The sequence below is a fragment of the Streptococcus mitis genome (assembly GCF_003942775.1).
Taxonomy (GTDB): Bacteria; Bacillota; Bacilli; order Lactobacillales; family Streptococcaceae; genus Streptococcus; species Streptococcus mitis_CN.
Map to the genome: position 1 here is coordinate 12,530 of NZ_RJNX01000002.1, position 18,776 is coordinate 31,305.

The following is an 18,776-nucleotide window of genomic DNA, read 5'->3' on the forward strand; positions in this document are numbered from 1 at the left end:
CATAAAAGAGGCGAGCCAGGCTCAACCTCTTTCACTTAATTTGTACGAACTGGTGTAATGAGCTGCATGAAGTCCTCATCAGTGTCTGCTGGCACAAGAGTAAATGGACGAACAGCTGAGATAAAACTAATGGTCACTTTTTCGCTATTTAAAGCTTTAAGAGAATCAATCAAGTAAGTTGGGTTGAAACTAATTGTCAAATCTTCACCAGTAACCTGATCAGTATCGATTTCTTCGTTTACTTTACCAACTTCTGGCGAGTTAACATGAGCGCTAACAACCCCATCTTTTATTTCAAGTTTCACAGTACCATTTTGAGTAGCACTTGATAAAAGACGAGCACGTTCCATTGACTGGCGTAAGTTTACAACATCAAAAGTAATAGTAGTATTAAAGTCTGTTGGAATCAAACGATCTGTATCAGGATAGTTTCCTTCGAGGAGACGAGTATAGAAGCTAATATTTTCGCTTCTAAAGAGGATTTGGTTATTGGCAAAGAAAATCTCTACAGTTTCGATATCATCTGTAAATACCGCTGAAAATTCGCGTAGAGAACGGCTAGGAATCACGACATCAAAATCATCACTATTTTTCTCAAGCGTTAATTTTTTCTGGCTTAGACGATGAGAGTCTGTTGCAACTGTTTTTAACTCTTTGTGTTGACTCAATACAAAATGAACACCTGTCAAAATTGGACGACTCTCTTGTGTACTTGCAGCAAATGCTGTTTCATTGATAATTTTCTTGAGTAATTTTGTTTCAAGAACCAAAGGAGTGCTTGCTGAAATTTCTTGGATTCGTGGATACTGTTCGCTATCTTTTCCTTTTAGGGTAATTTCTGATTTTCCACTGGTTAAAACAATTTGATTTTGTTCAATTTCTTTAAAATCAAGAGTCACATCAGGTAGACTAGATACCACATTGATGAAGAAAGAAGCTTCAAGAAGAATCGAACCTAAAGAAGTAATTAATAGACCAGCATCTTCATTTTTTTGAGAAATAAAATTTTCAATTGAAATTTGACCATTTGAACCAATTAAAGTAACACCTTCATTGGTTACGTCAATTTTGACGGTTGATAAAATAGGAATAGCATTTTTAGAACTAATAGCTCTCTTAGTTGTATTCAATGCTTGTAGAAATAAATTTTTATTAATTGAAAAATGAATCATGGATTCTCCTTTATTTATTTTTAGTATTAGAAGGATAATAGTAATAATAGAGTCTGTGAAATCTGTGGAAAACAGACTTTAAACAAGTCATATCAAGTTTTTTGGCTTGTTTAAAAAATGTGGATAAAAAAGATAAAAAAGCAAAAGTTATCCACAAATTATTTAATTTTCTTTTTGATGGATTCGATTTCTAAACGTAAATTATCGTCTTCATCAATCAAAGATTTAATTTTGGCATGGGCATGAATGACTGTTGTATGGTCTTTTCCACCAAATTCCTTCCCAATTTTTGGAAGACTATTATCTGTTAGTTCTCTAGATAAATACATGGCTACTTGACGGGCTAACACAATATTTTGAAGGCGTCTGCTTCCCTTCATTTCTTTGACACTGACACCATAAAAGTTACCAACTTCATTTTGGATTTTATCAATTGGGATGACGAGCATTTGGTTAACATCTTGTTTACGTGCTCGAATAGCCTCTGCAGCGATATCGATTGTGATATCCTTAATCTTCTTCACTCGGGCAATTAAAGTGATGTCGTTGATTGCTCCTTCAAGTTCTCGGACGTTTGAATCAAATTGACCAGCTAGGTATTCTAGGGTATCACTTTGGAAATGGTAGTCTAAATGCTCTGTTTTGCTTTGTAAAATGGCAATACGTGTCTCAAAGTCAGGTGGTGTGATATTTTGCGTCAAGCCCCAGCTAAAGCGCGTGACAAGCCGTTCTTCAAGGCCCTCTAGGTGTTTAGGGCTACGATCACTAGTCAGAACAATTTGTTTTTGATTGCTATGGAGAACATTGAAAGTATTGAAAAATTCTTCTTGAGTTGCAACTTTTTTTCCACTCAACGATTGGATATCATCAATTAACAAGAGATCAAGGCTACGGTAAGTTTTTTTGAACTTTTCCATTTCACCCAGTCTCAGGTGTTCAAGAAAATCGTTAATAAAGCTTTCAGCAGGAATGTACTTCACACGCGCATCAGGAATATTTTTCAAAATTTCATTCCCAATGGCATTGAGTAAGTGAGTCTTCCCAAGCCCAGGTCCTCCATAGATAAAAAGAGGATTATAGGTCAAGGCCAAATCTTCAGAGACAGCCAAGGCGGCTGATACAGCCCAAACATTTCCATCCCCTTGAATAAAATTATCAAAGGTATACTTTTCTTTTAATCCAGTATCCGAATAAGGAATAGATGCTAGCTTTGGACTATAGTCATAAAGAGTTGAATTTGGAGCTTCTTCAACTTGTGGGACAGCCGTATCTTGAGGTTTGGTGAAAATATAGTGGGGAGTTATCTCAGCATCATAAATTTCAAAACCAGCTACCACAATAATATCTTTTAGTTGTTTTTCCCAGACCATTTCCATTTCAGATCGTGGTAAAAATATAGTGGCAACATTTTCCTCTACCTTGATGAGTTCAGCTTGAATAGCATAGAAATCATACATGGATCGAGTCAGTCTTTCTTGAGCAAATTCTAATATACGATTCCAAAATTGTTTTTCTCTCAATCCTTTCTCCTCCTTTACTATTTAAAAGTTTAATGCTAGACTTATTTTACCATAGATAGCAAGAATTTTCCACAAGCTGTGAAAAATAATCCACAATGTTATCAAGTTTTATCCACAGGTTGGGGATGAAATCAGGAATTATTGATTTATGAAGCTTTTTATTAAAAAAAACAGTGGATAACCTTGTGAGATAAAAAAAATAAAAGAACAGCCTTATTTCAGGCTGTTGATAATTCTACTGTATTCTTCTTGATTTGAAAAAGAAATAATGATTTTTCCGCTATCTTTTTTAGACAGTTTGATTTCTACATCTAATCCGAGTAGTTTTTTTAACTGTTCTTCTTCATTTTGTATGAAATGATTCGTTTTTTGAAGTTTCTTTTGTTTTTTCTCTGTCAGAAGAGCTTCTAACTTCCTTACAGAAATGTCTTCCTCTATAATTCGTTGAAAGAAATAGTCTTGTTGTTCCTTATTCAACCCAACTAGAGAACGCGCATGGGCTTGTGATAGTTTGCCATTTTCTACTTCTGAGAGGATCTGTTCTGGCAAGGACAGCAAGCGAATAGAGTTACTGATATAAGGACGAGACTTGCCCATTTTATCTGCAATTTCAGCATGGGTAAATCCTTTCTCTACAAGAGATTCATAGGCGCGTGCTTCTTCTATTGGATTTAAATTTTCTCTCTGTAAATTTTCAATGATAGACTGGATCATCATCTCTTGGTCTGAAAGTTGTTTAACAACAGCTGGGATAGACGTTAGACCAGCTAAAAGTGAAGCTCGGTAGCGTCTCTCTCCTGCAAGGATTTCATAACCAATAACAGGAGATTGACGAACAATAATCGGTTGAATGACCCCATTTTCTTTAATAGACTGTGCTAGTTCATGTAGTTTTTCTCCATCAAATTCTTTTCGAGGCTGATAGGGATTTTTTTGTATATCTGTGATAGAAATCATTTCAAATTTTTCCATGATTCTACACTAACACATCTTTTCTCTTATGTAAAGCTTTCTTTACATAGATGTCAATTAAGATTCTAAATCACCTGAACTCTTGTCAAGTTTAATAGATGTAGTTTCTTCTTTACCGTTGCGATAGTAAGTGATCTTAATGGTGTCTCCGATAGAATGATTGTAAAGAGCACTTTGTAAGTCTGTTGATGAAGCAATCTCTTTGTCATCTACTTTTGTAATAACGTCGTATTTTTCAAGGTGACCATTGGCAGGCATATTACTTTGTACAGAACGAACAACTACACCAGATGTTACATTGCTTGGAATATTCAGTCTTCTAATATCACTTGTATTAATATTTGAGAGATTGACCATTTGGATGCCCAAAGCTGGACGCGTTACTTTTCCGTTCTTTTCTAACTGTTCAATAATATTGATAGCATCATTTGCAGGGATTGCGAAACCAAGACCTTCTACAGATGTTCCTCCATTTGTGGCAATTTTACTTGAGGTAATTCCGATAACCTGTCCTTGGATATTGATAAGTGGGCCACCAGAGTTACCTGGGTTAATAGCAGTATCAGTTTGGATGGCTTTTGTAGAAATGGCTTGTCCATCTTCAGATTTTAAGGACACATTTCGATTGAGACTAGATACGATACCTTGAGTAACAGTATTAGCATATTCAGAACCTAACGGGCTACCAATAGCAATAGCAGTTTCTCCTACGGTTAACTTGCTAGAATCACCAAACTCAGCTACTGTTGTCACTTTTTCTGAAGAGATTTTGACGACAGCAATATCAGAGAAAGTGTCCGCTCCGACAATTTCTCCAGGTACTTTAGTTCCATCTGACAAACGAATATCTACTTTGCTGGCACCATTTATAACGTGATTATTGGTGACAATGTAAGCTTCTTTGTCATTTTTTTTATAAATAACCCCAGATCCTTCACTAGAGATTTGCTGAGAATCAGTGTCAGTATCATCATTACCAAATACGCTATTTTGTCTGTTTGCTGAATAAGTAATAACGGATACAACAGCATCTTTTACTTTGTTAACAGCCTGAGTTGTTGAATTTTCATTCTTATAGGCAGTCTGTGTAATAGTACTATTGTTGTTAGAGGTACTTACAGTACTTTTTTGAGTTAGTTGGTTTATTGAAAAGCTACCCAAGGCTCCACTAATAAAGCTAATGACGATAACGACTAATAATTGAAACCCTTTTTTGTAAAATGTTTTTAAATGTTTCATATTTGCCTCCATATGTTTGAAATTACTGAAAGTATAAACTGACTAGCTTAATTATAACTTAAAAACAAAAGTTTTTCACAGATTGTGGATAACTTTCAAAAATCTGTGGTTTTCTCGGCTAAAATTAACCTTTTATTTTGTGAATAAGATGTGAAAAAATAGAGAATATGTTAGAATAGAGTCATGAAAATTAAAGTTGTAACAGTTGGGAAACTGAAAGAAAAGTATTTAAAAGATGGTATTGCAGAGTATTCAAAACGAATTTCTCGATTTGCTAAGCTTGAAATGATAGAGCTAGCAGATGAAAAAACACCAGATAAGGCCAGTGAATCAGAAAATCAAAAGATTTTAGAAATAGAAGGTCAGAGAATTTTATCAAAAGTTGGTGACCGTGATTTCGTGATTGTGTTGGCTATCGAAGGGAGAACTTTCTCCTCAGAAGAATTTAGTAAGCAGCTAGAAGAAGCTTCTATAAAAGGATTTTCTACTCTTACATTTATTATTGGGGGGAGTCTGGGATTAGCACAGGATGTAAAAAAGAGAGCCAATCTCTCTGTTAGTTTTGGCCGTTTAACCTTGCCCCATCAGTTAATGAGACTAGTCCTTGTTGAACAAATCTATCGGGCTTTTACAATACAGCAGGGCTCGCCCTATCATAAATAGAAAATTGACTTTCAATTGAATTTTTGGTAGAATAATTGTATTAGGTCTCATAGCTCAGCTGGATAGAGCATTCGCCTTCTAAGCGAACGGTCGCAGGTTCGAATCCTGCTGGGATCAATATAATAGCAAAGCTGGGAATTTTCCCGGCTTTTTTCTTAAAAAAGTACACTTTGGGAGAAAAAAATGACAGTTGAGAGAATTTTATCTAAAACGAAATTCCATTTTGTATAATAGTTTTTGTAAGTTAGCTTACAGGAAAAAAACATTTGAGGAGATTTTATTATGAAAAACACAGTTAAATTGGAACAGTTTGTAGCCTTGAAGGAAAAAGACTTGCAAAAGATTAAAGGTGGGGAAAGTAGGGTTTCAGACATCCTCCTTGATTTTCTTTTCCGACGAAAAAAGTAATGAAATAAGGAGAAAGAGTAATGAATTTACTTGGATTTGGGACAGTTATTGTTCATTTTTTAATTATTAGTCACAGTTACCGTTTAATTTGTAAAGGTCAAATAAAAGCAAAGGAACTATACGTTTTTGGTGCTTATACATTACTAGTGGAAGCAGTACTTGAACTTACCTTCTATTTTCTATCTTTAGATGGGTTAGGAATTGTAACATTTTTATTTCCTTTGGGATTATATTCCTATTTTAGATGGATTAAACAGTATGAGAAGAATAGGGGACTATTCCTAAGTTTACTACTGTCTCTTTTATATGAGAGTACTCATAACTTTCTGTCCGTAACTTTCTCCTCTATAACAGGAGACAATTTTGTTTTACAATATTATTACCCATTCTTTTCCGTTGTAACGGTGTTGACCTATTTTGTTGTCTCAAAAATCATTCATTATTTCCACTTAGAATTAACCTATTTTGACAAGGACTACCTTTATCCTTTCTTGAAAAAAGTATTTTTTGCTTTACTACTGCTCCATATTGTATCTTTCGTTTCAAATATGGTAAGTACGATTAAACATTTGAATAGCTTTGGAAGTATTTTATCATCTATTGTCTTTATCTCTTTACTTTTGACCTTCTTTGCAATGAATTCTCATAAAGTTCAAATGGAGAAAGAGATTGCTTTGAAGCAGAACAAATTTGAACAGAAACATTTACAAAACTACACAGATGAAATTGTCGGTCTGTATAATGAAATTCGTGGTTTTCGGCATGACTATGCTGGGATGCTTGTCAGCATGCAGATGGCAATTGACAGTGGTGATTTACAGGAAATTGACAGAGTTTACAATGAAGTTTTGGTCAAAGCAAATCACAAACTGCGTTCAGATAAGTATACTTACTTTGACTTGAACAACATAGAAGATTCAGCTTTACGAAGTTTGGTTGCTCAGTCAATTGTATATGCTCGAAATAATGGTGTAGAGTTTACACTGGAAGTAAAAGATACGATTACCAAGCTTCCAATAGACCTGCTGGATTTAGTTCGTATTATGAGTGTTTTATTGAACAATGCTGTCGAAGGATCGGCTGATAGTTATAAAAAGCAGATGGAAGTAGCAGTTATTAAGATGGAAACTGAAACAGTGATTGTGATTCAGAATTCATGTAAAATGACGATGACTCCTTCAGGAGATCTATTTGCTTTAGGATTCTCTACTAAGGGAAGAAATCGTGGAGTCGGATTAAATAATGTGAAAGAACTACTGGATAAGTACAACAATATTATTTTAGAAACAGAGATGGAAGGCAGTACATTTAGACAAATCATTAGATTTAAGAGGGAATTTGAATGAAAGTTTTAATTTTAGAAGATGTTATTGAACATCAAGTGAGACTAGAGAGAATATTGGATGAAATTTCGAAAGAATCGAATATTCCAATATCATACAAGACAACGGGAAAAGTTCGTGAGTTTAAGGAATATATCGAAAATGATGAAGTAAACCAGCTTTATTTTCTAGATATTGATATTCATGGAATTGAGAAAAAAGGGTTTGAAGTTGCTCAGTTTATTCGTCATCACAATCCTTACGCTATTATCGTCTTTATCACCAGTCGATCAGAGTTTGCGACTCTAACCTATAAATACCAGGTATCAGCCTTAGATTTTGTTGATAAGGATATCAATGATGAGTTGTTTAAGAAGAGAATTGAGCAAAATATCTTCTACACGAAGAGTATGTTACTTGAAAATGAAGATGTTGTAGATTATTTTGACTACAATTACAAGGGAAATGATTTAAAAATTCCTTACCATGATATTTTGTATATTGAAACGACAGGTGTCTCTCATAAATTACGCATTATTGGTAAGAATTTTGCCAAAGAGTTTTACGGTACCATGACAGATATTCAGGAAAAGGACAAACATACTCAGAGATTTTATTCTCCTCATAAGTCATTTTTGGTAAATATAGGCAATATCAGAGAAATTGATCGAAAAAATCTAGAAATTGTTTTCTATGAAGACCATCGTTGTCCTATTTCAAGATTAAAAATTAGAAAATTAAAAGATATTCTAGAGAAAAAATCTCAAAAGTAATTGACAATTAGCAAGAAATTGATATAATGGTTATATCTGCTACAGATAGAAGGTCCGTTGGTCAAGGGGTTAAGACACCGCCTTTTCACGGCGGTAACACGGGTTCGAATCCCGTACGGACTATTTTATCCGCCATAGCTCAGTTGGTAGTAGCGCATGACTGTTAATCATGATGTCGTAGGTTCGAGTCCTACTGGCGGAGTATAGATAAAAGGGAACATAGTGTTGTTCCCTTTTTTGTATCAATTTATATCACCAAGCATCTTCATAAGGAAGTCTGTTATTTCTTGAGGGCTTTCTTTTTTTCCATGTGCAATCCAAGTTTGGCAGACACCAAAAAGTGCGTGAGTTAGATAGATGCTACTATATGCTAATTCAGTGGTATTGAGATTCAGTTGCATAAAGCGTTTTTGTAAATCTGTGCTGAGCATGATATGAAGTTTATTTCGTAAGAAATTTTGGATTTCTTTAGTCCCATTTTCAGAAAGAAGGGCAGCCAGAAGTGGTTGTGACTCTAGATATTTAAAGACTTCTAAAATAGCATCTTTTTTGTGATGAGCATGTTTTTGAAAAATATATTCAAATGTATGAAATAGCTTGCTTTGATAGTGCTCAATCATATCATACTTATCCTTATAGTGAGTATAGAAGCTGGAACGACTAATTCCGGCTTTTTCTGCTAACTTGACAGTAGAAATTTGATCAAACGGCTGTTCCATCAGTAATTGTACCATAGCATTTTCAATAGTTCGCTTTGTTTTTAAGCGTTTGTTACTTTCTTGCATATTTCCTCCTTATAAACAAATTAGACTATATGTCTAAAAATGGATTTTTTATCTTGTAATTTAGATTTTTTAATGTATAATCTATTATATCAAAATTTTAGACAATATGTTTAAAAAAGGAGAAACTATGTTTAAAGAATGGAAAGCAATTTTTAAAAAACCAACCTTTATTATTGTCATGATAGGGAGTTCTCTTATTCCCGCTCTGTACAATATCATATTTTTATCCTCAATGTGGGATCCATATGGTCAAGTGTCTGACTTACCTGTAGCAGTTGTCAATAATGATAAAGAGGCCTCTTATAATGGTAATAGCATGTCTATAGGAAAAGACATGGTGTCTAATTTAGAGCAAAATAAATCATTGGATTTTCATTTTGTAGATGAAGAAGAAGGTAAGAAGGGTTTAGAAAATGGCGATTACTATATGGTAGTAACTTTACCAAGTGATTTATCTGAAAAAGCAGCTTCTATTTTAACGGAGCATCCAGAGCAAATGCAAATCGATTATCAGACTTCAAGTGGTCATAGCTTTATTGCAAGCAAGATGAGTGATTCTGCAATGACACAATTAAAGCAGAATGTTTCTACCAATGTAACCGAGACTTATACTAAAGCTTTATTCAACAAAATGGTCGATTTAAAGGATGGTATGAGTCAAGCAGCTTCTGGTAGTGAAAAATTAACTGATGGAGCGAATCAGTTAGTGGCAGGAAGTCAAACATTAACTACTAACCTAAACTCTTTAGCCGATTCAAGTTTAACATTTTCAAATGGAACGGAGCAGTTTACTAAAGGATTATTCTCTTATGTCTCTGGTGTTGAACAACTTCATCTTGGCTTAGGGAATTTTAATAGTGGTTTAGTTACATATACTGGTGCAGTGAGTCAATTAGATAGCGGATTAGGTCAATTATCTTCTAAAAGTCCTGAATTAGTAAGGGGAATCAATCAGTTATATACTGGTGTAGAGTCCTATACTGACGGTGTTTCTAAGCTTAATGCTGGTCTTAATCAATTTTCATCTGGTGTTAGTTCCTACACTAATGGAGTGGGAAGTCTTGCAGCAGGTGCTAATCAGTTATCTAATCAATCAGCTACACTTCGAATGGGTGTGGAGCAATTAAGTGAAGGAATTCAACAACTTTCTAGCAAGTTAGATGCTTCGTCTGAGCAAAAAGATCAAATTAATCAATTATCTTCTGGTTTGAATCAGTTAAATCAAGCTATTCAAAATATTGATGTTGGAGATACAAAACAATTAGATTCTGTTTTATCAAGTATAGTATCTCTTTCTAATCAAATGTTAGCAAGTGCTCAGTCTGATAAAGCGACTACATTAGCCAATATTCAATCGACAGTAGCTTATCAATCTTTGACAAGTGAGCAACAAGCTGAAATAAGTGCCTCTGTATCTCAAAATTCGACTGATAGTATTCAATCGGCTCAGTCAATTGTAGCTTTAGTACAAGGTTTACAGGGAAGTTTGGAAAACTTACAAAATCAATCTTCAAATCTTTCGACATTAAAAAATCAAGCTAATCAAGTATTACCTATTGCTTCTACTTCTTTGACAGGATTGTCAAATGGATTAACAGAGATACAAGGAGCTGTTTCTAGCAAATTAGTTCCTGCTAGTCAGTCGATTACATCGGGGGTAAATGCATATACTGCAGGTGTTGATAAAGTTTCTCAAGGCGCAAGTCAACTAAGTGAAAAGAATTCCACCTTGACAGGTAGTTTGAACCAATTAGTTTCAGGCTCAACTACCTTGACACAAAAATCTTCTAACTTGACAGCAGGAGTTGGTCAATTAGTTGAAAAAACTCCAGAATTAGTGTCTAGTATTGAAAAATTATCAACTGGCTCTAACCAATTGAATCAAAAGAGTCAAGAATTGATAGCAGGAGTTGATAAATTGCAGTCAGGCTCTAGCCAACTAGCTGACAAATCCAGTCAGTTAATTTCAGGTGCTTCTCAATTAGAAAGTGGAGCTAATAAATTGGCAGATGGAGCTGGGAAACTAGCAGAAGGTGGAACAAAGTTAACTTCTGGATTGGAAGGTTTACAGACAGGAGTTGCTTCTTTAGGACAAGGACTAAGTAATGCTAGTGATCAACTCAAGTCAGCATCAACAGAATCTAAAAATGCAGAGATTTTGTCAAATCCTCTCAGTCTCTCCAAAACTGACAATGACCAAGTTCCTGTAAATGGAATTGCAATGGCTCCTTATATGATATCAGTTGCTCTCTTTGTTGCAGCAATATCAACGAATATGATCTTTGCGAAGTTGCCTTCAGGGCGTCATCCAGAGAGCCGTTGGGCTTGGTTGAAATCTCGAGCTGAAATAAATGGTATTATAGCTGTTTTAGCAGGGATTTTGGTATATGGAGGAGTTCATCTTATTGGTCTAACTGCTAATCATGAAATGCGAACATTTATTCTCATTATCCTAACAAGTTTAGTATTCATGTCTATGGTGACCGCTTTAACAACATGGAATAGCCGTATAGGAGCTTTCTTTTCTCTTATTTTGCTTTTATTACAGTTAGCATCAAGTGCAGGTACTTACCCACTTGCTTTGACAAATGATTTCTTTAGAGCCATCAATCCTTGGTTACCAATGAGTTATTCAGTTTCGGGATTACGACAAACAATCTCTATGACAGGAAATATTCATCATCAAGTCATTTTCCTTGTTGTGATATTAGCCCTATTTATTGGTTTAGGTATGCTAGCCTATCAACCTAAGAAAATGGAAGAATATTAAAAAAATCGACCAACTGGTCGATTTTTTAAGCCTTAGATAACTTTCGTCTGTGATTATAGATTCCAAATAGTAAGAGAGAAGTAAAGGAACAGATTGCTCCAGTAATAAAACCATTGGGAATGAAGGAAAGTGTAATAGTTCCTTTCCCCTTAGGAACATCAACTTTCATAAAGCCAGTTTGAGCTTGTTTAATTTCTATTTTCTTACCATCTTGGTAGGCAGACCAACCTTTGTCATAAGGAATGGTGAAGAAAATGGACGTATCTTGTTTGATATCATATGTAGCAAAGACCTTGTTTTTAGAAGTTGATACTGTGACAGGTTGTTCTTTAATTTTTTGAATTGCCTCGGTGAAAGTTTTGGTATCTAAACGATAGAAGGTAGGAGATTCAAATGATACTTGTGAATTTCCAGGGAAACTAACATTGATATTGAAAGTTTTTTTCTCTTTTGTATAGCCTAGATTAAAGAAGGAGAAGACATTATCAGTTGTAAAAGTTTTCTTTTCTCCATTTACAAGGATGTCAACCTTTTTTTGTTTGTCATTAGAAAAGTGAAGGTTTGTGATAGAAAGATAAACTTGACTGTTTTCGGGAACCTCAATTTGATACTGGATTGCTGCATCCTCATTTGAAGAACTTGTAACAGTAATTAAATCATCAGTATTCTCTGTTTTGTCATAAGGGATCGGAGAAAAATAATCAAAATTGACATTAGCAAGTTGATTTAAAAATGAGGCCTGATTATCCAAGGTATGTTCATTGAACTTGACATCATTGTAAACAGATTGACTAGCAAATGCAATCGGAAGAGAGTATTGATTTTCATATAGGGTAAGATTATCTTTTTGATAGATATCTTGGAATCCATACTTATCAATAGGACTGTCTGATATATTGTACTGTATGCTAAATAAACTATCAGCCAAAATACTATTGTTAGCATAGCGGAGATTGAGATTAGTACCAGAGGATTTAAAACCAAGTTTATCTAAAGTAGAGCTTGCTGAACGATTTCGAACAGATGAAAATTGAGATATTCCATTGTAGTTGAATTTCATACTGTCATTTCCTGTCTGAGTCTCTAGTTTTTCAGTACGAGTAAATTGATTTCCAATATCTGTTGAGAAAGATTCCATAGCTGGGATATCTCGATTATATGCACTTCGAGAAGCAAATCCCCATTCCTTAGCAATTCCGTCTATTTGAGATGAAGCATTTAAACTCATTTCAACCATTATAAATAAAGAGATTAGAATGGCAAATAGATTTACAGAGATAAACTTTTTGATAACTGCAAGGAGTAAAAGAGAATAGACAACTAAAAATTCAAGAGTAAGCAGAATATTCAAATCTGTAAAAAAAGAATAATGTGATTTTAGATAGATGGTAGCTAAAAATCCTATCACTAGAAGAAAAAGCGAAACTAAAAAATTCCAGATTTTAATTTCTTTCAGACGATTTAAGACTTCCGCTGCTGTGTAAATTAACAAGGTAGAGAAAATCCAAGAATAGCGATGTAAAAACATATTTGGAGTATGCATGCCTTGCCAAAATAAATCAAGAACTTCAATATAAAAGCTTGCAATTAGAAATGCAAAGAAGATTGCATAGATAAGTTTCACGTGAAACTTAATGGATGTCAGTGTAAAAAATAAAATGCTCAAAATAAAGGGAAGTAGTCCAACAAAAATCATTGGGATAGCCCCATACTTTGTTGTATCAAAGGAACCGATGAATTGCTTAGCAAAGAGATCAAGATACCAGCTACTTTCAGTTTGAAACTTTGTAACTTCAGTTAATTTTTCTCCATGTGTCTGTAAATCAAATAGAGTAGGAAGAGTCAGAATCAAACTAGCCATACCAGCTAAAAAGGAGATCACAACAAAATCAAGAAAAGATGATTTTCGAGTTTTAAAGTCCCACGAAATTTGGCAGAGATACCAGAAAATAAGAAACAATGCTGTCATATAGCCAAAATAATAATTTTGAATAAACAAAATTGACAGACTTGTAAAGTACAATAGGAATTTCTTTTCAGTTATCAGTAGATGTAAACCAGTTATAATTAAAGGAATCAAGATAAAAACATCTAGCCAGGTTTTTATCTCTAATTGACTGACAGTGAAACTCATCAGAGCATAGGAAGTAGATAAAGCTAGTTTTAAAGGCTTAGGAATCGATTGAAATAATTTATTTAAACTAAAATAAGTTGACAGTCCAATCAATCCAAATTTTAAGAGAGTTGTCAGATAGACAGCATCTGGCATATTCGACAGATTAAAAAAGTAAACTAGTGGTGAAAGGGAACTACCCAAGTAATAACTAGATAGGGCATAGAAGTTCAATCCGAGGCCACTTGTAAAGGTGTAGAACAAACTACCATTTCCGTGTAGGATATTTCTTAGAGCTATATCAAAAATAACGTATTGATGAAACCCATCTCCTAATAGTGGAGATGTATCGCTATTCCAGTAGATACCTTGAGATAGATATACTCCTATCATAATGATTATGGGAATGATGAAAGAAACAAAATAGGTCCAATATGTTTTAAAAAATAATTTCATGTTACCTCATAAAATGTTAGAAAACTCAGCTGGTTAGCCCAACTGAGTTTTGAATTTTTTTAGTCTTTCCAAAGTTCTTTAACTTTTGCTTGTACTTCTGCATTCTCTAGGAATTCATCATAGGTTTCATCGATACGGTCAATGACGCCATTTTTAGACAAGACAATGATATGGTTGGCTAGAGTTTGAATAAACTCGTGGTCATGGCTGGCAAAGATGATTGATTCTTTAAAGTTTTTCAATCCATCGTTCAAGCTTGAGATAGATTCCAAGTCCAAGTGATTGGTTGGATCATCAAGTACAAGGACATTTGATTTCAAGAGCATAAGTTTTGAAAGCATGACACGAACTTTTTCTCCCCCTGACAAGACATTTACAGGTTTGTTAACCTCATCTCCAGAGAAGAGCATACGGCCAAGGAAGCCACGTAGGAAAGTATTGTCATCTTCTTCTTTACTTGCGAATTGACGCAACCAATCAAGGATTGACTCTCCCCCTGCAAAATCGGCCGAGTTATCTTTTGGCAAGTAAGAACGGCTAGTAGTAACTCCCCACTTGACAGTTCCTTCATAGTCAATGTCCCCCATGATTGCACGAATTAATGCAGTCGTTTGGATGTCATTTTGACCAATAAGAGCTGTCTTATCACCTGGACGCAAGATAAAACTGATATTATCTAAAATAGTCTCACCATCAATCTTTACAGTTAGATTTTCTACTGTCAGGAGATCATTACCAATCTCACGCTCCGCTTTAAAGTTGATAAATGGATATTTACGACTAGATGGCACAATCTCTTCTAGCTCAATCTTATCAAGCATTTTTTTACGTGATGTTGCTTGTCTTGATTTGGAAGCATTAGCAGAGAAACGAGCTACGAATTCTTGCAATTGCTTAATTTTTTCTTCTGCTTTAGCATTACGGTCTGCTAGCAATTTAGCAGCGAGCTCAGAAGATTCCTTCCAGAAGTCATAGTTTCCGACATAGAGTTTGATTTTTCCAAAGTCAAGGTCGGCCATGTGAGTGCATACTTTGTTTAAGAAGTGACGGTCGTGGGATACTACGATAACGGTGTTATCAAAGTCAATCAAGAAGTCTTCTAACCAAGTAATCGATTGGATGTCCAAACCGTTGGTAGGCTCGTCCAATAGAAGCACATCTGGTTTACCAAAAAGTGCTTTGGCAAGGAGAACTTTTACTTTTTCACCGTTGGCCAATTCGCTCATGTTTTGATAGTGCAATTCTTCTGGAATGTTTAGGTTTTGAAGGAGTTGAGAGGCTTCACTTTCTGCTTCCCAACCTCCAAGCTCGGCAAACTCTCCTTCGAGTTCGGCAGCACGCACTCCATCCTCATCTGAGAAATTTTCCTTCATGTAGATGGCATCTTTCTCCTTCATGATGCTATAAAGTTTTTCATTTCCCATGATAACGACATCAATGGCACGTTCGTCTTCATAGTCAAAGTGATTTTGACGAAGAACAGAGAGACGTTCATCTGGACCAAGAGAGATGTGACCAGTAGTAGGTTCAATATCTCCAGCTAAAATTTTTAAAAAGGTTGATTTTCCGGCACCATTAGCACCGATTAATCCGTAAGTATTTCCTTCTGTAAATTTGATATTGACATCATCAAAAAGTTTGCGATCACTAAAACGTAGTGAAACATCAGATACTGTAAGCAATGTTTTTCTCCTATATGTGTAATATATTTATTCTACTAGAAAATACGGAAATATTCAAATTTTTATCTGTCAATTTTGTGTAAATTAGATTTACAGTATACTTTACACGAATCCGTAAATAGCAAGACTGATTTATTTTGATAAATTACGGTTATTTCATTAAAAAAATGCTATAATTGAAGGGACTATATCGAAGGAGAATAAAATGATTAAACCCATTATTTTAACAGGAGACCGTCCAACAGGAAAATTGCATATTGGACATTATGTTGGAAGTCTCAAAAATAGAGTTTTATTACAGGAAGAGGATAAGTATGATATGTTTGTGTTCTTGGCTGACCAACAAGCTTTGACAGATCATGCTAAAGACCCTCAAACAATTGTAGAGTCTATCGGAAATGTTGCTTTGGATTATCTTGCAGTTGGATTGGATCCGAGTAAATCAACTATTTTTATTCAAAGCCAAATTCCAGAATTGGCTGAACTATCTATGTACTATATGAATCTAGTTTCATTAGCACGTTTGGAGCGCAATCCAACAGTCAAGACAGAAATTGCTCAGAAAGGCTTTGGAGAGAGTATTCCGACAGGATTCTTAGTCTATCCAATTGCTCAAGCAGCTGACATCACAGCTTTCAAGGCTAATTATGTTCCTGTTGGGACAGATCAGAAACCAATGATTGAGCAAACTCGTGAAATTGTTCGCTCTTTTAACAACGCATATAACTGTGATGTCTTGGTAGAGCCGGAAGGTATTTATCCAGAAAATGAGAGAGCAGGGCGTTTGCCTGGTTTAGATGGAAATGCTAAAATGTCTAAATCACTCAATAATGGTATTTATTTAGCTGATGATGCGGATACTTTGCGTAAAAAAGTGATGAGTATGTATACAGATCCAGATCATATCCGCGTTGAGGATCCAGGTAAAATTGAAGGAAATATGGTTTTCCATTATCTAGATGTTTTTGGTCGTCCAGAAGATGCTCAAGAAATTGCTGACATGAAAGAACATTATCAACGAGGTGGTCTTGGTGATGTGAAGACCAAGCGTTATCTACTTGAAATATTAGAACGTGAACTTGGTCCTATTCGTGAGCGCCGTATTGAATTTGCTAAGGATATGGGAGAAGTTTATAATATGCTTCAAAAAGGTAGTGAAAGAGCGCGTGAAGTTGCAGGTCAAACCCTATCTGAGGTTAAAGGAGCAATGGGACTTCATTACTTTAACTAAGTTTATTTTACAAGAAACTATCATTTCTATCTCGAAGAAAAGATAGTTTTTTATTTACCCCTGTAACATTTGACAAATTTTTATAGAATGGTATGATAGATACAATATAAAAAGAGTCAAGCTCAAAAATAAAGAAAAGAGGAAACTTCGAATGTCTAATTGGGACACTAAATTTTTGAAAAAAGGTTTTACCTTTGATGATGTATTGCTTATTCCAGCTGAAAGTCATGTGTTGCCTAACGATGCAGATTTAACAACTAAATTGGCAGATAATTTGACTTTAAATATCCCAATTATTACCGCTGCCATGGACACAGTTACAGAGAGTCAAATGGCCATTGCTATTGCTCGTGCAGGTGGTCTCGGAGTTATCCATAAAAACATGTCAATTGCTCAACAAGCAGAAGAGGTTCGTAAGGTAAAACGTTCTGAAAATGGAGTTATTATTGATCCGTTCTTCTTGACGCCTGAACATACAATTGCTGAAGCAGATGAGCTTATGGGTCGTTACCGCATCAGTGGTGTTCCAGTTGTTGAAACACTTGAAAATCGCAAATTGGTTGGTATTTTGACAAACCGAGATCTTCGTTTTATTTCAGACTATAACCAACCAATCTCAAACCATATGACTAGTGAAAATCTTGTTACTGCTCCTGTGGGTACAGATCTTGCAACAGCTGAGAGTATTCTTCAAGAACACCGTATTGAAAAGCTTCCTTTGGTAGATGAAGAAGGTCGTCTTTCTGGTTTGATTACTATCAAAGATATTGAAAAAGTTATTGAGTTTCCAAATGCTGCTAAAGATGAGTTTGGTCGTCTTCTAGTTGCAGGTGCAGTAGGGGTTACTTCAGATACATTTGAACGTGCAGAGGCTCTTTTTGAGGCAGGAGCGGATGCGATTGTTATTGATACTGCGCATGGTCATTCTGCAGGTGTCTTGCGTAAAATTGCTGAGATTCGTGCTCATTTCCCAGACCGTACATTGATTGCTGGAAATATTGCTACTGCTGAAGGTGCACGTGCCCTTTATGAAGCAGGTGTAGACGTTGTCAAGGTTGGTATTGGGCCAGGTTCTATCTGTACTACTCGTGTGATTGCAGGTGTTGGTGTTCCACAAGTAACAGCTATCTATGATGCTGCAGCTGTTGCGCGTGAATATGGTAAAACGATCATTGCTGACGGTGGAATCAAGTATTCTGGAGATATTGTAAAAGCACTTGCGGCTGGTGGAAATGCTGTTATGCTTGGATCAATGTTTGCTGGAACTGATGAAGCTCCAGGCGAAACTGAAATCTTCCAAGGACGTAAGTTTAAGACTTACCGTGGTATGGGATCAATTGCTGCTATGAAGAAAGGTTCAAGCGATCGTTACTTCCAAGGTTCTGTCAATGAAGCAAACAAACTTGTTCCAGAAGGAATTGAAGGTCGTGTTGCTTATAAAGGTGCGGCAGCTGATATTGTCTTCCAAATGATTGGTGGTATTCGCTCTGGTATGGGTTACTGTGGTGCAGCTAACCTTAAAGAACTACACGATAATGCTCAATTTATTGAAATGTCTGGTGCTGGTTTGAAAGAAAGCCATCCTCATGATGTACAAATTACTAATGAGGCACCAAATTATTCTATGTAAAAACAATAGAAAGAACTCCCGTGAAAACAGGAGTTCTTTT

At 35.3% G+C, this 18,776-nt stretch carries 14 protein-coding genes and 3 tRNA genes; 10 read left to right on the forward strand and 7 right to left on the reverse strand.

Features of this window, described 5'->3' with window-relative positions; genetic code table 11:
* Positions 1-35 precede the first annotated feature (35 nt).
* From dnaN to htrA, 4 genes are all read right to left on the reverse strand, one after another.
* Complete coding sequence (gene dnaN / locus D8848_RS02575; RefSeq protein ID WP_125443229.1) at positions 36-1,172, reverse strand: DNA polymerase III subunit beta; 1,137 nt, start codon at positions 1,170-1,172, stop codon at positions 36-38.
* A 158-nt stretch (positions 1,173-1,330) separates the two neighbouring features.
* On the reverse strand, positions 1,331-2,692 hold the full coding sequence (gene dnaA / locus D8848_RS02580; RefSeq protein WP_125443230.1) for a chromosomal replication initiator protein DnaA: 1,362 nt from the start codon (positions 2,690-2,692) through the stop codon (positions 1,331-1,333).
* Between the two features lie 213 nt (positions 2,693-2,905).
* Complete coding sequence (locus D8848_RS02585; RefSeq protein ID WP_125443231.1) at positions 2,906-3,664, reverse strand: ParB/RepB/Spo0J family partition protein; 759 nt, start codon at positions 3,662-3,664, stop codon at positions 2,906-2,908.
* A 57-nt stretch (positions 3,665-3,721) separates the two neighbouring features.
* Complete coding sequence (gene htrA / locus D8848_RS02590) at positions 3,722-4,903, reverse strand: serine protease HtrA (protein ID WP_033687626.1); 1,182 nt, start codon at positions 4,901-4,903, stop codon at positions 3,722-3,724.
* 183 nt (positions 4,904-5,086) lie between these two features.
* Here htrA and rlmH point away from each other — a divergent pair, with 183 nt between their 5' ends.
* The 7 genes from rlmH to D8848_RS02625 all read left to right on the forward strand — a co-directional run bounded on the left by rlmH (position 5,087) and on the right by D8848_RS02625 (position 8,271).
* Entirely contained in the window at positions 5,087-5,566 is a 480-nt protein-coding gene (gene rlmH, locus D8848_RS02595; protein ID WP_060627322.1) for a 23S rRNA (pseudouridine(1915)-N(3))-methyltransferase RlmH, read from the forward strand.
* A 43-nt stretch (positions 5,567-5,609) separates the two neighbouring features.
* Positions 5,610-5,683: transfer RNA gene (locus tag D8848_RS02600), tRNA-Arg, on the forward strand.
* Positions 5,684-5,848: 165 nt separating this feature from the next.
* Positions 5,849-5,974 (forward strand): competence-stimulating peptide ComC, encoded by a 126-nt coding sequence (comC, locus tag D8848_RS02605; RefSeq protein ID WP_049535516.1) that lies wholly within the window; start codon positions 5,849-5,851, stop codon positions 5,972-5,974.
* Between the two features lie 20 nt (positions 5,975-5,994).
* Positions 5,995-7,320 (forward strand): competence system sensor histidine kinase ComD, encoded by a 1,326-nt coding sequence (comD, locus tag D8848_RS02610; protein WP_125443232.1) that lies wholly within the window; start codon positions 5,995-5,997, stop codon positions 7,318-7,320.
* Complete coding sequence (gene comE / locus D8848_RS02615) at positions 7,317-8,069, forward strand: competence system response regulator transcription factor ComE (protein WP_000866073.1); 753 nt, start codon at positions 7,317-7,319, stop codon at positions 8,067-8,069. The genes comD and comE overlap by 4 nt, the downstream gene beginning before the upstream one ends.
* Before the next feature lie 51 nt (positions 8,070-8,120).
* A tRNA-Glu gene (locus tag D8848_RS02620) sits at positions 8,121-8,192 on the forward strand.
* Positions 8,193-8,197: 5 nt separating this feature from the next.
* A tRNA-Asn gene (locus D8848_RS02625) sits at positions 8,198-8,271 on the forward strand.
* 40 nt (positions 8,272-8,311) lie between these two features.
* Here D8848_RS02625 and D8848_RS02630 read toward each other — a convergent pair.
* Complete coding sequence (locus D8848_RS02630) at positions 8,312-8,854, reverse strand: TetR/AcrR family transcriptional regulator (protein ID WP_125443233.1); 543 nt, start codon at positions 8,852-8,854, stop codon at positions 8,312-8,314.
* 127 nt (positions 8,855-8,981) lie between these two features.
* Between D8848_RS02630 and D8848_RS02635 the strand changes: the two genes are divergently transcribed.
* Positions 8,982-11,624 carry a YhgE/Pip domain-containing protein gene (locus D8848_RS02635; protein ID WP_125443234.1) on the forward strand — a complete coding sequence of 881 codons (2,643 nt, stop codon included), beginning with the start codon at positions 8,982-8,984 and terminating at the stop codon, positions 11,622-11,624.
* Between the two features lie 25 nt (positions 11,625-11,649).
* Here D8848_RS02635 and D8848_RS02640 read toward each other — a convergent pair whose 3' ends face one another.
* Both D8848_RS02640 and D8848_RS02645 read right to left on the reverse strand, forming a co-directional pair.
* Positions 11,650-14,193: a YfhO family protein gene (locus D8848_RS02640; protein WP_125443235.1), complete on the reverse strand. Its 2,544-nt coding sequence runs from the start codon at positions 14,191-14,193 to the stop codon at positions 11,650-11,652.
* A 59-nt stretch (positions 14,194-14,252) separates the two neighbouring features.
* Positions 14,253-15,875: an ATP-binding cassette domain-containing protein gene (locus D8848_RS02645; RefSeq protein WP_000958782.1), complete on the reverse strand. Its 1,623-nt coding sequence runs from the start codon at positions 15,873-15,875 to the stop codon at positions 14,253-14,255.
* A gap of 205 nt (positions 15,876-16,080) precedes the next feature.
* On the opposite strand from D8848_RS02645, the gene trpS reads away from it, so the two are divergent.
* Complete coding sequence (trpS, locus tag D8848_RS02650; protein ID WP_060627327.1) at positions 16,081-17,106, forward strand: tryptophan--tRNA ligase; 1,026 nt, start codon at positions 16,081-16,083, stop codon at positions 17,104-17,106.
* 151 nt (positions 17,107-17,257) lie between these two features.
* Complete coding sequence (gene guaB / locus D8848_RS02655; RefSeq protein WP_049521113.1) at positions 17,258-18,736, forward strand: IMP dehydrogenase; 1,479 nt, start codon at positions 17,258-17,260, stop codon at positions 18,734-18,736.
* Positions 18,737-18,776: the final 40 nt, after the last annotated feature.